14 protein-coding genes are annotated in these 14,708 nt (G+C 62.7%); 3 read left to right on the forward strand and 11 right to left on the reverse strand.

Annotated features, from left to right (window positions below; translation table 11 throughout):
* Positions 1-27: 27 nt before the first annotated feature.
* From LJX92_RS10675 to LJX92_RS10685, 3 genes are all read left to right on the forward strand, one after another.
* Positions 28-1,119, forward strand: a complete 1,092-nt coding sequence (locus LJX92_RS10675) for an alcohol dehydrogenase catalytic domain-containing protein (RefSeq protein WP_032876446.1) — start codon at positions 28-30, stop codon at positions 1,117-1,119.
* 4 nt (positions 1,120-1,123) lie between these two features.
* On the forward strand, positions 1,124-2,656 hold the full coding sequence (locus LJX92_RS10680; RefSeq protein ID WP_148854169.1) for an FGGY-family carbohydrate kinase: 1,533 nt from the start codon (positions 1,124-1,126) through the stop codon (positions 2,654-2,656).
* Positions 2,657-2,794: 138 nt separating this feature from the next.
* Positions 2,795-3,520 carry an SDR family oxidoreductase gene (locus LJX92_RS10685; RefSeq protein WP_228309735.1) on the forward strand — a complete coding sequence of 242 codons (726 nt, stop codon included), beginning with the start codon at positions 2,795-2,797 and terminating at the stop codon, positions 3,518-3,520.
* On the opposite strand, the gene LJX92_RS10690 is transcribed toward LJX92_RS10685, so the two are convergent.
* The 11 genes from LJX92_RS10690 to LJX92_RS10740 all read right to left on the reverse strand — a co-directional run bounded on the left by LJX92_RS10690 (position 3,517) and on the right by LJX92_RS10740 (position 14,642).
* Positions 3,517-4,521, reverse strand: a complete 1,005-nt coding sequence (locus LJX92_RS10690; RefSeq protein WP_032876438.1) for a LacI family DNA-binding transcriptional regulator — start codon at positions 4,519-4,521, stop codon at positions 3,517-3,519. The two genes, LJX92_RS10685 and LJX92_RS10690, sit on opposite strands and share 4 nt — an antisense overlap.
* A 58-nt stretch (positions 4,522-4,579) precedes the next feature.
* Positions 4,580-5,443 carry a LysR family transcriptional regulator gene (locus tag LJX92_RS10695; RefSeq protein WP_005787511.1) on the reverse strand — a complete coding sequence of 288 codons (864 nt, stop codon included), beginning with the start codon at positions 5,441-5,443 and terminating at the stop codon, positions 4,580-4,582.
* 91 nt (positions 5,444-5,534) lie between these two features.
* Complete coding sequence (locus tag LJX92_RS10700) at positions 5,535-6,938, reverse strand: amidase (RefSeq protein WP_228309736.1); 1,404 nt, start codon at positions 6,936-6,938, stop codon at positions 5,535-5,537.
* On the reverse strand, positions 6,935-8,203 hold the full coding sequence (locus tag LJX92_RS10705) for a Zn-dependent hydrolase (protein ID WP_223018648.1): 1,269 nt from the start codon (positions 8,201-8,203) through the stop codon (positions 6,935-6,937). The genes LJX92_RS10700 and LJX92_RS10705 overlap by 4 nt, the downstream gene beginning before the upstream one ends.
* Positions 8,204-8,216: 13 nt before the next feature.
* Positions 8,217-8,912: an ABC transporter ATP-binding protein gene (locus LJX92_RS10710; protein WP_005787517.1), complete on the reverse strand. Its 696-nt coding sequence runs from the start codon at positions 8,910-8,912 to the stop codon at positions 8,217-8,219.
* Positions 8,912-9,661, reverse strand: coding sequence for an ABC transporter ATP-binding protein (locus LJX92_RS10715; RefSeq protein ID WP_148854173.1), 750 nt, complete (start codon positions 9,659-9,661; stop codon positions 8,912-8,914). The genes LJX92_RS10710 and LJX92_RS10715 overlap by 1 nt, the downstream gene beginning before the upstream one ends.
* Complete coding sequence (locus tag LJX92_RS10720) at positions 9,658-10,668, reverse strand: branched-chain amino acid ABC transporter permease (protein WP_148854174.1); 1,011 nt, start codon at positions 10,666-10,668, stop codon at positions 9,658-9,660. Before LJX92_RS10720 ends, LJX92_RS10715 begins: the two co-directional genes overlap by 4 nt.
* Position 10,669: 1 nt before the next feature.
* Positions 10,670-11,530, reverse strand: coding sequence for a branched-chain amino acid ABC transporter permease (locus LJX92_RS10725; protein WP_032876425.1), 861 nt, complete (start codon positions 11,528-11,530; stop codon positions 10,670-10,672).
* A gap of 57 nt (positions 11,531-11,587) precedes the next feature.
* A complete protein-coding gene (locus LJX92_RS10730; protein WP_148854175.1) occupies positions 11,588-12,790 on the reverse strand; it encodes an ABC transporter substrate-binding protein in 1,203 nt (400 codons plus the stop codon).
* A gap of 220 nt (positions 12,791-13,010) precedes the next feature.
* Positions 13,011-13,778 carry a FadR/GntR family transcriptional regulator gene (locus LJX92_RS10735; protein WP_005787529.1) on the reverse strand — a complete coding sequence of 256 codons (768 nt, stop codon included), beginning with the start codon at positions 13,776-13,778 and terminating at the stop codon, positions 13,011-13,013.
* A gap of 108 nt (positions 13,779-13,886) precedes the next feature.
* The gene (locus LJX92_RS10740) at positions 13,887-14,642 is read right to left on the reverse strand and encodes an alpha/beta hydrolase (protein ID WP_148854176.1); all 756 of its coding nucleotides are present in this window, start codon (positions 14,640-14,642) and stop codon (positions 13,887-13,889) included.
* Positions 14,643-14,708: the final 66 nt, after the last annotated feature.

Below are 14,708 nucleotides of genomic sequence, written 5' to 3' on the forward strand. Positions count from 1 at the left end.
ATACCTCATCACACAGGACCCAACACCATGGACAAGCACACCCACATGCAAGCCGTCGTCTGCCACGGCCCGAAAGACTACCGCCTGGAACGCATCGGCAAACCCCAGGCCCGCGCCAATGAGTTAGTGATTCGCATCGCTGCCTGCGGTATCTGCGCCAGTGATTGCAAGTGCCACTCCGGCGCTGCGATGTTCTGGGGCGGTGACAACCCCTGGGTCAAGGCGCCGGTGGTGCCGGGGCATGAATTTTTCGGCTACGTGGTGGAGGCGGGCGAGGGCGCCGAGGAACACTTCGAGGTCAAGGTCGGTGACAAGGTCATCGCCGAACAGATCGTGCCGTGCGGCAAGTGCCGTTTCTGCAAATCGGGCAAATACTGGATGTGCGAAGTGCACAATATTTTCGGCTTCCAGCGTGAAGTGGCCGAAGGCGGCATGGCCCAGTACATGCGTATTCCCAAGACTGCCATCGTGCACAAGATCCCTGAGGCGGTGTCCCTGGAAGACTCGGCCCTGGTGGAGCCCATGGCCTGCTCGATCCACACCGTGAACCGCGGCGACATCCAGCTCGATGACGTGGTGGTGATTGCCGGTGCGGGCACCCTTGGCCTGTGCATGGTCCAGGTCGCCGCGTTGAAAACCCCGAAAAAGCTGGTGGTGATCGACATGGTCGACGCGCGCCTGGAACTGGCCAAGCAATTCGGCGCCGATGTGGTGATCAATCCCGCCCGTGACAACGCCCGCGAGATCATCAATGGCCTCACCGACAACTATGGTTGCGATGTCTACATCGAAACCACCGGCGTCCCGGCCGGCGTCACCCAGGGCCTGGACCTGATCCGCAAGCTTGGGCGGTTTGTGGAGTTCAGCGTGTTTGGCGCCGAGACCAGCGTGGACTGGTCGATCATCGGCGACCGCAAGGAACTCGACGTACGCGGCGCGCACCTGGGGCCGTATTGCTACCCGATTGCCATCGACTTGTTCGAGCGTGGCCTGGTCACGTCCAAAGGCATCGTCACCCACGATTTCCCGCTGGACGACTGGGCCGAAGCGTTCGAACTGGCGAACTCGACCAAGTCGATCAAGGTGCTGTTGAAACCGGTGCTGCCCGCCCATGAGTAACAACATGAACTACGTCATGGGTGTCGACATCGGCACCCAGAGCACCAAGGCGCTGCTGGTGGATGCCCAAGGCACGATCATTGCCCAGCACAGCCAGGGCTATCGCGTGGATACCCCCAAAGTGCGCTGGGCCGAGCAATGGCCGCAGGTGTGGCTGGACGCTGTGCAAGCCTGCGTTGCCCAGTGCATGGCCAAGGCTGGCGTGCCGGCGGGGCAGGTCAAGGCGCTGTGCATCAGCAGCCTGTACGGCGGCTCGGGGATTGCCGTGGATGCGCAGATGACACCGTTGCACCCGTGCCTGATCTGGATGGACCGCCGCGCTGGCGAGCAGGTCGAGTGGGTGCGTGAGCATGTGGATCTGGAGCGGCTGTTCGCGGTCACCGGTAACTCGGTGGACAGCTACTACGGTTTCACCAAAATGCTCTGGCTCAAGCAGCATCAACCGCAAGTGTGGGCGAACACTCGCTACTTGCTGCCGCCCAACAGCTACATCAACTGGTGCCTGACCGGTGAGTTGGCGGTGGACCACAGCAGCGCCGGCAATATCGGCGGTATCTACGATGTGGCGGCGCGCAACTGGTCAGGCGAGATGCTGGATGCGCTGGGTATCGCGCGGTCGATGATGCCCGAGCGCTTGGTGTATTCCGGTGAGGTGGTGGGTGGTTTGCTCGCAGACTGGGCCACTCGCCTGGGCTTGCAGGCGGGCACGCCCATCCTGGCCGGTGGCGTGGACGCGGCCATGGCGACCCTGGCCGCAGGCGTCACCCAGCCGGGTAATCATGTGGCGATGATCGGCACCAGCATGTGCTGGGGTTACCTCAACCAGCAAGTGGATGCGCACCACGGCCTGGTGAGCATGCCGCATGTCTATAACGGCCACCGCGACCTGTACATCTTCGGCGGTGCGATCACCGCCGGAGCGTCGGTCAGCTGGTTTCGCGAGCAGTTCTGCCAGGCCGAAGAGCAGCAGGCCCAGACAACCGGGCAAGACAGCCTGGTGCTGCTGGAGCAGAGTGCCAGGAAGATCCCGGCGGGCAGTGAAGGCGTGGTGTTCCTGCCGTACCTGATGGGCGAGCGCAGCCCGGTATGGGACGACCGCGCCAGCGGCAGTTTTGTCGGGCTGAACCTGTATCACAGCCGCATTCACCTGTACCGCGCGGTGCTGGAGGGTGTGAGTTTTGCCCTGCGCCACAATATCGAAGCGGGCACCCAGGGCGCGCATTCCCTTGACCCGCGTTTGATCGTGGTGGGTGGGGCGAGCCATTCGGATTTGTGGATGCAGATCATTGCCGATGTCACCCGCTACCCGGTGTACACCATTGTCCAGGAGGTTGAAGCGGCTCTGGGCGCGGCGTTGCTGGCGGCGCATACGGTGGGGTTGGTCAGTGATGAGGCGATGGACACAGGCTGGGTGCAACTGGAGCAACGGGCGCAGCCCAAGCGCGAGAATGTCATGGCCTATGACCGGGCGTTTACCGAGTACCTGAAGCTGTATCCGGCCCTGAAACCGATCATGCACAACCTGCAAGCTACCTGACTCAACACGGTTAAAAATGTGGGAGGGGGCTTGCTCCCGATGGCGGTGTATCAGTCAGCTTATCTGTAGCTGACACACCGCCATCGGGAGCAAGCCCCCTCCCACAGTCAATCTTCATTGTTCTTGAGATTTTTATCTATGAACGCAGTCTTCAACTTCACCCACCAGCGCATCCTCGTCACCGGCGCCAGCAGTGGTATCGGTCGCGAAATCGCGCTCCAGCTGATCAACAGCGGCGCCGAAGTCTTTGCCCTTGGCCGCGACGCCCAAGCCTTGGCCGCACTGGGCTGCCACTCCCTGTGTGTGGACATTGCCGACAGCACTGCCCTCGATAAAGCGCTGCAAGACCTGCCACCCCTGCACGGCCTGGTCAACTGCGCCGGCATCTCGCGCCTGGAGCCCGCCGCCGCGATCAGCGCCGAGGCTTTCGACCAGGTAATGAACGTTAACGCCCGTGCCGCCGCCCAGGTGGCCAGCCGTGTCGCGGCCAAGATGATCGCGGCAAACATTACCGGCAGTATCGTCAACGTCTCCAGCCAGGCGTCGTTGGTGGCGCTGGACGATCATCTCGGTTACTGCGCCTCCAAGGCCGCCCTGGATGCGATCACCCGCGTGCAATGCGCTGAATGGGGCCGCTTTGGTATTCGGGTAAACAGCGTCAACCCCACGGTGACGCTTACGCCGATGGCAACCATGGCCTGGTCCGAGCCGGCCAAGCGCGATCCGGCATTGGCGGCAATTCCCCTGGGGCGTTTTGCGCAACCCTCGGAAGTGGCGTTGCCGGTGCTGTTCCTGCTCAGCGATGCCGCCAGCATGATCAGCGGCGTCAGCCTGCCCATCGACGGCGGTTACACCAGCCGCTAGCCGTTTTCCAACTGGCCGGCGATGACCACCTTGTCCCGCGGCTTGTACGGATCTTCCAGGCGATCGAGCAGCAAACGTACCGCGCTGCTGCCAGCCAGTGACGCGTCGTGGGCCACGCAGGCGATCGGCACGCCAAAGATATCGGCGAAGGGCAGGCGGTCGATGCCGCAGATGGTCAGGCTGTCATGGGGGATGTTGTGCATGCGCAGTGCGCGCAGGGCGCCGAGGGTGATCAACTGGTTAAAACCCATGATCGCGTCCGGCGCCGAATGTTCGGCGAGGTAGTCCAGGGTGTGCAGGTAGGATGGCATCAGCGTGTAGTCGCCCGCCTGCACTTCAACGTGCACCTGGGGATGCTCGGCCAGCACTTCGCGCAAGCCTTTGAGGCGCTCCACGGTGATGCGCGAGTGCTCGGGGCCGGTCAGCACCAGCAGGCGCTTGAGGTGCGGCGTCTGGCGCAACAAGTAGTGCGCGGCCTGGATGCCGCTGTGGTAGTTGTCGAGCACCACGCGGCTGAACGGGCTGTCGTGGATCGTGCGATCCAGCAGCACCACAGGGGTCTTGCCGTTACCCAGGCGTTCCAGGTAGTCGGGCTGGTAGCTGGGCTCATCGGAGACCGGCGACAGGATGATCCCCGCCACGCGGTAACCCAGCAGCGTATCGACCGCCTTGCTTTCCAGTTCTTCCAGTTCGTCGGTGTCCACCAGCATGATGGTGTAGCCGTGTTGTTTCGCCTCGCGGGAAATGGCCTTGATCATTTCGCTGTAGAACGGGTTGTCCACCGAGGCGGTGATCACGCCGATGATCAGGCTTTCACTGCGCTTGAGCCCGCGCGCGAAGGCGTTGGGCACGTAGTCGAGTTCGCGTGCCACTTCGAGGATGCGCGCCAGGGTGGCGGGTTTTACCAGGTCAGGTTTGCTCAGCGCCCGGGACACGGTGATGGTGGTCATGCCGACCCGTTTGGCAATGTCGCTGATGGTGACGGACTTTTTCTTGTTCATCGGTAAGGCTGCGAGAGAACACATCAGCAGGCTAGCATGTGTGCAGGCCCAGTGTGATTCAAATCAGCGGGTCCCAGCGTTGCGACCAGTCACCTTCAGCCTTGACCACCTCGCGCAGCAACGCCAGCGCCTGCTGCAACACCGCCGAATCCCGCGCCCGCGAATACACCAGATAAGTCGGGAAACTGAACTCCGGCGCCTTGGGCACGCGCTGCATCACGCCACTGTCCAGATAGCTTTGCACCACCCGCGTGCGGAAATACCCGGCGCCGCCGTTTTCCAGGATGTACTGCAGCGCCAATGGGCCCAGGTTGAAACTCACGGCGGCACGTGCGCGGTCGGGCAGGGCGGCGTCATGCTGCTGGCGGAAACCCTGGCCCCAGTCGATATACACATAGGGCTCGGGTTTGCTCGCCAATTGCACCAGGATCAGTTTTTCTTCCAGCACTTGCTCTACCTGCAAACCTGGCCAGTACTGCGGCTGAAACACCAGCGCGGCATCGAGCACGCCCAACTCCAGTTGACGCAACAGGTACTCGCCCTCGCGAATTTCGGTACGCAGTGCATGTCCGGGAATATGCTCGCGCAGCGCCTTGGCCCAACCGAGCATCAGCGGGTTGCACAGGCTGACCTCACCGCCGATATGCAGCACATTGCGATAGCCATCGGGTAACGGCAGGTCACGGCGCGCCGCTTCCCAGGTTTGCAGCAGCTGGTTGGCGTACACCACAAAGGCCTCGCCATCGGCGGTCAGGCGTGCACCGGCACGGTTGCGGATAAACAGCGTGCTGCCCAACTGGCTCTCCAGGTTCTTGACCCGGGCGGTGATGGCGGTCTGGGTGACGTGCAGTTTCTCCGCCGCTGCGGCGAGGCTGCCGCAGCGGGTGATTTCGAGGAAGGTGCGTGCCAGTTCGATGTCCATGAAGCCCCCCGGAAGAAGAATGGAGGGCATTGTAGTGGAATGCGGTAAAAACTGTGGGAGGGGGCATGCCTCCCACAGTTTCGATTGAATCTCAGCTCAGGGTTTCAGGTGCTTGCAAATGCTCGGTAGGGCAGGCTTTTGCATAGGCATGACACACCCTCAACACCTGCTCATCGGCAAACCGAGCAGCCACCACATGCAACCCCACCGGCAAACCATTGGCGGCCAACCCACACGGCACCGACGCAGCCGGTTGCTGGGTGAGGTTGAAGGGGTAGCTGAACGGCGTCCATTCCATCCACTCGTTCATCCCCGAACCCGGCGGTACGTTGTGCCCGGCTTTGAACGCGGTAATCGGAATCATCGGCGACACCAGCACGTCGTAGTGCTCATGGAACGCCGCCATGCGCGCGACCAGTGCGGCGCGCGCTTCCAGGGCGGCGTTGAAGTCGTCCAGGCTCAGACGCTCGCCCCGTTGCGCAATACGCAGCAGCCCCGGGTCCAGCAGTTGCTTTTGCGCGTCGCTCATGGAGCCGGTCAGGCGTGCAGCGCCGGCGGCCCACAGGGTGCTGAACACCTCAAGCGGGTCGCTGAAACCCGGGTCGATCTGCTCGACATGGGCGCCCAATTGCACCAGGCGCTCCACCGCCTGGGCGACGACCTTGGCGACTTGCGGGTCGACATCCACATAGCCGAATGTCGGGCTATAAGCCACGCGCAAGCCCTTCAGATCCGCCCCTGGGGTGAGCCAGGGCGTGGTCCTTGGCGCCCCGATCAGGCCATCGCGCACATCCATTTGTGCCACGGTCTGTAGCATCAGCACGCTGTCTTCCACCGTGCGGGTCATGGGCCCCAGGTGCGACAGGATGGTCATGGAGCTGGCCGGCCACTGCGGCACATAACCGAAGGTCGGCTTGATCCCGAACGTGCCGGTGAACGCACACGGGATGCGAATCGAACCGCCCGCATCGCTGCCCTGGTGCAACACGCCCAGGTTCAACGCCGCCGCCGCGCCCGCGCCACCCGACGAGCCGCCCGCGGTGGTGCGTGTATCCCACGGGTTGCGGGTGATGCCGTACAGTGGGTTGTCGGTGACGCCTTTCCAGCCGAACTCGGGGGTGGTGGTCTTGCCCAACAACACCGCGCCGGCCTTGCGCATGAAGTGCGAGAAGGGCGCGTCCACATTCCAAGGCCCCTCGGCGGATGAGGTGCGCGAGCCCTTGCGGGTGGGCATGCCGAGGGTCAGCGTGAGGTCTTTTATCGACGCTGGTACGCCATCCAGGGCGCCGCAAGGGGCACCTTTTAACCAACGTTGCTCCGAGGCCCGCGCCGCGTTCAATGCACCCTCAGGATCGACATGGCAGTAGGCGTTCACCACCGGGTTGTAGCGTTCGATGCGCAGTAACGCATCTTCGGTGACCTCTACCGGTGACAAGCTCTTGTCGCGATAATGCTTGAGCAGTTGCACCGCCGTCAGTTGGCCGATCTCACTCATGCTTGAACTCCCTGAGCCGCGTTGACCATGGCCCGCAGCAACACCGCGCAGCCAGCCGCCAGATCATCCGGCGCGGCGTTTTCGATTTCGTTATGGCTGATGCCGCCTTCGCACGGCACGAAGATCATCCCGGCGGGGCCCAGTTCGGCGACGAAGATCGCGTCATGCCCGGCGCCGCTGACGATGTCCATATGGCTCAAGCCCAAGGCTCTCGCGCCATCGCGCACGGCATTGACGCAGTCCGGGTGGAAGTCCAGCGGCGGGAAGTCGGCGGTGGGCGTCAGTTCAAAGGTCAAGCCGTGTCGGGCGGCCGTGGTTTCGATCACTGCGCGTACTTCATCGACCATGGCTTGCAGTTTGTCCCCATGCAGGTGACGCAAGTCGATGGTCATCTGCACCTGGCCGGGAATCACATTGCGCGAACCCGGGTGCAGGTTCAGGCAACCAACGGTGCCGCAGGCATGGGGCTGTTGTTGATGGGCGATACGGTTGACCGCGCTGACCACCTCGGCGGCGCCGACCAGGGCGTCCTTGCGCAGGTGCATCGGTGTGGGGCCGGCGTGGGCTTCGACGCCGGTGAGGGTCAGGTCGAACCATTTCTGGCCCAGGCAGCCCATGACCACGCCGATAGTGGTGGCCTGGTCTTCCAGTACCGGGCCTTGCTCTATATGGGCTTCGAAGTAGGCGCCGACCGGATGGCCCAGAACCGCACGGGAACCGGCATAGCCAATGCGCTGTAATTCGGCACCTACCGACAGGCCCTGGTCGTCGCGTTTGTCGAGGGTGTCCTGCAAGTCGAACTTCCCGGCAAACACCCCGGAACCCATCATGCATGGTGGGAAGCGCGAGCCTTCTTCGTTGGTCCACACCACCACTTCAATCGGCGCCTGGGTCTGGATCTGCAAGTCATTCAAGGTACGGATCACTTCCAGCCCGGCCATCACCCCGTAGCAGCCGTCGAACTTGCCGCCGGTGGGTTGGGTGTCGATGTGGCTGCCGGTCATCACCGGGGGCAGGGCGGGGTTGCGTCCGGCACGACGCGCAAAGATATTGCCGATGGCGTCGACAGTGACGCTGCACCCAGCCGCTTCGCACCACTGCACAAACAGGTCGCGGGCCTGGCGGTCCAGATCGGTGAGGGCCAGGCGACACACGCCACCCTTGGCCGTGGCGCCGAGTCGGGCCAGGTCCATCAGCGATTGCCACAGGCGGTCACGGTTGATCAGCGGGGCGTTGCTCGGGAGCGGTTGCGCAACACTATTCATCAGAGATCTCCAGTCAGGCACTCAAGGCCAGATAACGGTTCTTGATCGACGGGTCGGCACGGAAGTCAGCGGCGCTGCCTTCGTACACCACGCGGCCCTGTTCGAGTACGTAATGGCGGTCGGCGAGTTTGTCGCAGACCATCAGGTTCTGCTCCACCAGCAGCACCGGCAGGCCGTCGTCCTTGACCTTGCGCAGGATCTTCACCAGCTCGTCGACAATCACCGGGGCCAAGCCCTCGGTGGGTTCGTCGAGGATCAGCAGCTTGGGGTCGTTGAGCAGGGCGCGGGCGATGGCAAGCATTTGCTGTTCGCCGCCGGATAGCGCATGGCCGGCGTTTTTGCGCCGTTCCTTGAGGCGCGGGAACATGGCGTATACGTCGTCCAGTTGCCATCGGCTGCTTTTGCGCACGGCGATGCGCAGGTTTTCCTCGACGCTGAGCAGGCGGAAAATCCCGCGGTTCTCCGGCACCAGCGCTAAGCCCTGGCGTGCAATTTCAAAGATTTTCTGCCCCACCAGCGCCTGGCCATTGAAGTGAATCTGGCCCTGACGCGGGCAAATGATGCCGAGGATGCTGCGCAGGGTGGTGGTCTTGCCGGCGCCATTGCGACCCAGCAGGGTCACCAGTTCGCCAGGGTTGACGGTCAATGACACGCCCTCCAGCACATGGCTCTTGTCGTAGTAGGAATGGATATTCTCGACGATTAGCATCAGGCAGCCTCCCCAAGGTATGCAGTACGCACACGTTCATCGGCACGAACGAAATCCGGCGTGCCTTCCACCAGGATCTGCCCATGGCTCATCACCGTGATGCGTTGGCTGATGGACATGACAATGCTCATGTTGTGTTCGATCAACAGCACCGTGTGGTCGCGGCCAAGGTCGCTGATCAATTGGGTCATGATCGGGATATCGTCGATGCCCATGCCCGAGGTCGGTTCGTCGAGCATCAACAGTTTGGGTTTGGAGCAGATCGACATGCCCACCTCCAGCACCCTTTGCTGGCCGTGGGACAACTCGCCGGCCAGGGTGTCGGCGCGGGCAGTGAGTTGCAGGCGCTCAAGGACCTGGTCGGCCATCTCCAGGTGTTCGCGCTTGCTGTCCACTCGGCGCCAGAAGTTCAAGGCACGGGCGCCATCGCGGCCCTGGGCGGCCAGGCGCAGGTTTTCGCGCACGCTGAGGTTCTGGAACAGGCTGGTGAGCTGGAACGAACGCGCCATGCCCAGGCCGACGCGGGCATGGGCGGGCTTGCGCATCAGGTTGTTGCCGTCGAAATGGATCGCTCCGGCAGTGGCCTGGCGCTCACCTGTCAGGCAATGAAACAGGCTGGTCTTGCCAGCGCCATTGGGGCCGATAATGGTGTGGATAGTGCCGGCCTCGACCTTGAGGTTGACGCCATTGACCGCATGGAACGCGCCATAGGCCAGTTCCAGGTGTTGGGTTTCCAGCAGGATGCTCATAGCCCTTGCTCCTTGGCGACGACCGCGCTTTTGCGCGTGCCGCGCACCTTCTCGAACAGCGAGGCGAGGCCGCCCCACAAACCGCCGCGCATGAAGATCACCACCAGGATCAGGATCACCCCCAGCAGCATCAGCCAGCGCGGCCACAGGTCGGAGAGGAAATCCCCCAGCAGCACAATGGAGCCGGCGCCCAGCAATGAGCCGAACAACGAGCCAGTGCCGCCGACGATGGTCATGATCAGAATGTTCTCGGACATCGCCAGGTCAATATTGGACAGTGGCACAAAGTGCAGCAGCATGGCGTAGAGCGCCCCGGCAATCCCGGTGACCGCCCCGGACAGCACGAACACCAGGATCTTGAAGTGCCGCGTGTCGTAGCCGATGGCCGAGGCCCGGGTTTCGTTTTCACGGATCGCCATCAGCGTGCTGCCGAACGGCGAAGCGATCACCCGGCGAGCGCCGATAAAGATCAGCAGGAACAGCACCGCGACAAATCCATAGAAGGCACGGGCATCGGCCAAGGACAACAGCACGGTTTCACCCACACGGATTTCCGGGCGCGGCACGCTGAGCAGGCCGTTGTCGCCGCCGGTCCAGTCGCTCAGGGTGTAGGCGACGAAATAGGCCATCTGGCTGAACGCCAGCGTGAGCATCACGAAGTAAATGCCGGTGCGCCGAATCGCCAGGGCGCCCACCAGCAATGCCAGGAAACCGCCGGCGATGGCGGCACCCAGCAGTGCGGTGAACAACCCCAGTTGCAGGTGGATCATCAGCAACGCCGCGCAGTAGGCGCCGGCCCCGAAGAAGATGCCTTGGCCGAATGACAGCAAGCCGGTGTAGCCCAGCAACAGGTTGCAAGCCAGGGCGGCCATGGCAAAGATCAGGATCTCGGTGGCCAGGGTTGCCGAGGGCAGTATCAACGGCAGGCCGATCAGCACCGCCAATACCCACAGCAGCATCGCTTTGGATTGGGTTTTGGCAAACGGCAGGGGGTTTTTCTCGCTCATGTCAGGCTCTCCCGAACAGGCCGTAGGGGCGCACCAGAATCACCACGGCCATCGCGCCGTAGATCATCAGGCTCGCACCCTGGGGCCAGAGTGTGGTCATCAGGCTTTGCACGACGCCTACCAGCAAACCGCCGACCAGCGCGCCGCTGAACGAGCCCATGCCGCCGATCACCACCACCACGAACGCCACCCCGAGAATCTCCGGGCCGACAAAGGGCTGGGCGCCGCGCAACGGCGCGAACAACACCCCGGCGACACCGGCCAGGGCCACGCCGAGGGCGAAGGTCATGGAGAACAGGCGGAAAATATTGGTGCCCAGCAATGACACGGTTTCAGTGCTCTCACTGCCGGCGCGCACCAGGGCGCCGAAGCGCGTGCGTTCCAGCAGCAGCCACAGGCCCAGGCCGACGAGCCCGGAAAACACGATGAGAAACAGGCGGTAGTAGGGATAGACAAAATCCCCCACCACCAGCACGCCGCGCAGCAACTCCGGTACGGCGACACTTTTGCCCACCGGGCCCCAGATCATCACGCTGGCTTCCTGGATAATCAGCGCGATCCCCAGGGTTACCAGAATCTGGAACATGTGCGGCAAGTGGTAGATCCGCTGGATCAGCACACGCTCGATCACCCAGGCCAGCGCAGCCACCACCAGCGGCGCGACGAGCAGCGCCAGCCAGAAGCTGCCGGTGAGGCTCACGGCGGTGTAGCAGATGTAGGCGCCCAGCAGGAAAAACGCGCCGTGGGCGAAGTTGACGAAGTTGAGCAGGCCGAAAATGATCGTCAGCCCGACCGCGATCAGGAAGTAGATCATCCCCAGCCCAAGGCCGTTGAGAATCTGGAACAGGTACAAATTGAGCATGCAGGAACCCTCTGCAGGCGGCCGCTTGCGCGGCCCTGCGCGACAAAAAGTAAGCAGTCAGCCGAGCGTGCAGCCCGTCGCCTCGACCGGTGGGAACGATTGGCCGGCGCTGAGCACCTTGGCCAGGTCGTCCTTGTCGGCCATGTCGCCGCTGGCCTTGCCGACCAGCAGGTAGTAATCCTTGATCACCTGATGGTCGCCGGCGCGGATCGACTCCTTGCCGGTCGGGCCTTCATAGCTCAAGCCTTGCATGGCCTTGGCCACGGTTGCGCCGTCGAAGCTGCCGGTGGCGATGACGGTGTCGAGCATGACCTTGGTGCTGATGTAGTCGGCGGCCAGCGGGTAGGTGGGGTTGATGCCGTATTTGGCCTGGGTCAGCTTGACCAGTTCGCGGTTGAGTGGCGTATCGACCTGATGCCAGTACTGCGCGCCGAGGTACACACCTTCGAGCACATCGCTGCCCAGTTCCTGGAATTGATCAAGGCCGGCCGACCATACCAGCAGCACCTTCATGCGTTCCTTGATGCCGAAGTTCACCGCCTGGCGCAGGGTGTTGGACGACTGGCTGCCGAAGTTGAGCAGTACCAGCACGTCGGGCCGGGTGGAAATGGCGTTGGTCAGGTAGCCGGAGAATTCCTGCTCCTGCAGCGAGTGGTAGCTGTTGCCGACGTGTTCCAGGCCGTGCTCCTTCAGCACGTTCTTTGCGCCTTCGAGCAAGGCTTCGCCGAACACGTATTGCGGCGTGATGGTGTACCAGCGTTTGGCGTCCGGCAGCAGTTTGATCAGCGGCACCATGGTTTCGCGGATCGCGCCGTAGGTGGGCACTGACCAGCGGAAGGTCGCCTTGTTGCAATCCTTGCCGGTGACTTCATCGGCACCCACCGGGGTCATGAACACGCCGCCGACTTTATCGACTTCCTTGGCCACCGCCAGGGCGGAAGACGACAGTGTGCAGCCCTGGAAGAACCGTGCGCCGTCCTGCGCGATTGCCTCCTGCACCTTGCGCACCGCTTTGCCGGCGTTGCCTTCGGTGTCGATAACCTTGTAGGTGAGCGGGCGGCCGAGGATCTCGGCATGCTGTTGCACGGCCAGGCGCGAACCCATGTCGGCAAATTTGCCATAGCTGGCAAACGCGCCAGACATGGACTTGAGGCCGTAAAAGGTAAAAGGCTCGGCGGCGAAGGCCGAACGCACGCTCAGCGGCAAGCTGAGGGCGGCGGCTGCGGTGAGGCTGGCTTTCAATAACGTACGACGCTGCATGGGGTGACTCCCTGGTTTAGTTATTGGCAGGAGCGGCAAGGGCGATACGGTGGTGCACGGGCCTGTGGGCAGGCTTGTTATTGGGTAACTCGGTTCAACAGATGGACACGGTCAAATGTGGGAGCTGGCTTGCCTGCGATGCGGGCGCCTCGGTGTTACAGGGGGACCGAGCCGATACCATCGCAGGCAAGCCAGCTCCCACATTGATTGGGTTTTGTTCCTAACGGTGATCAAACTCCAGAAGGAAGTGCGGGCTGACCTGGCCTTCCAGCGCAGTCATATGGTGTTCGGCATCGCACATATGCTCATGCATCAAACTGCGCACGGCGCTTTCATCCCCGGCACGAAAGGCGATCAGCAGTTGTTTGTGATAGTCGAGGTTGGCCGCGTCGAACTGCTTGCGCTTGGGCTTGTAGGCTTTCTTCAGTACCACCAGGTCGCGCAGCAGGTCGTTGAGAAACTGCGCCATAAAACTCAGCAGCGGGTTGGGGCACGCCCGGGCCAGCAGGTTGTGGAACTCCAGTTCCGCCAGGCGCTGTTCGCGCTGGCCGGCTTCGCTGTCTTCGGGGGCGCTGCAAAAATCCACATTGGCTTGCAGGGCCTGATAGTCGTCTTCGCTCAAGCGCCCGAGCACCGATAGCGCCAGTTCCACTTCGATGACCTTGCGCAACTGATACACCTGCTCGCCATCCAGATGCTGGAAGTGCAGGTAGTTGCGCAAGGCGCGGCTGGCAGGTTCAGTGCCGGCCTGGTTCAGATAAGCCCCGCCACTGGGGCCGGTGCGCGTATTGACCAACCCTTCGACTTCCAATGCCTTGAGCGCTTCGCGTGCCGAGCCCTTGGAGCACTGGAAGCTCTCCATCAGCTCGCGTTCGGTGGGCAAGCGGTCGCCGGGCTTCAAGGCATCGGTGACGATGGAGCGCTTGACCGACTCGACAATCACATCGGACAGCTTCTGGCGTTTGCGGCGTAGCGGGCGAGTCAGCATGGGTTCGATTTATCGTATTAATGCGGATAAATAGCACTTAATAACGATTGCATCGGAGCGTCAACGCAGCGTGTCGTTTTCGATGGCAACAGGTCGCAAATGCGCCGGTTACTCCCAGGCACCCAGGTCAAGGCAGCGCGCGGAGGCTGGCGGCTGTTTGCCATAGGCGAGGAAATCCCCCAGCCAGCGGGTGACACAGCCGTCGGCGCCCGACTGCTTGGACTCCTTGAGCAATAACTGCTCGACGCCCACAGCGATAGGATCGCCCGGCGCCGCATTAATCAGCACCATGCGTGCGATGCGCTCGGGAAACAGCGTGCCGTAGCGGCTGCCAAGACGGGTCGCGGCGGCGCTGCCCAGGTAGTGCAGGCGCGCTTCGCCGAGCTGCCCGCGCACATATTCCATGTCCAGCGCCGCCTGCTCGACCGCGTTTGACTGGCGCAGGTCGCGGGTGCTCAGTTCGATCACGTCATAACGGTCCACCAGCGTGCGATAAGCGCGGGTGGCGAGCGACTCCCAGTGGCTGGCCAGGTGCAGCACGAAAGGCGCGTTGGCGGGCTGGGGCGGTTCGCCGGCCTGGATGAACACCACGCCCTCGCGGTTGAGCGGTTGCCTTGCGCCCACACGCGTCACGCTCAGGCGTATACGACCGCGCCCGGGAGCAGCGTGGTCCCGTGGCACACTGACCAGGCCGCATTGGGTGCGCCCGACCACCTCAGGGTCCAGGCGCGCAGTGGTAGTGAGGGGGCAATCCAACAGCCAGTCGATTGCAGTGGGCACGATCAAGGGCTCAGCGCGCACTGCGTTTGCTATAAGCCAGCAGCTTATGCAGACCAGGCTTTTTACAAGAACGCTGGGTGTCATCACGAGGTCCCGGGCAGCCGTATGTAACAGCTTTTTTACCAAGGACCTGGGGGTGGAGAATGTAAG

This window comes from Pseudomonas sp. HN8-3, assembly GCF_020790195.1.
In the GTDB taxonomy this organism is placed as follows: Bacteria; Pseudomonadota; Gammaproteobacteria; order Pseudomonadales; family Pseudomonadaceae; genus Aquipseudomonas; species Aquipseudomonas synxantha_A.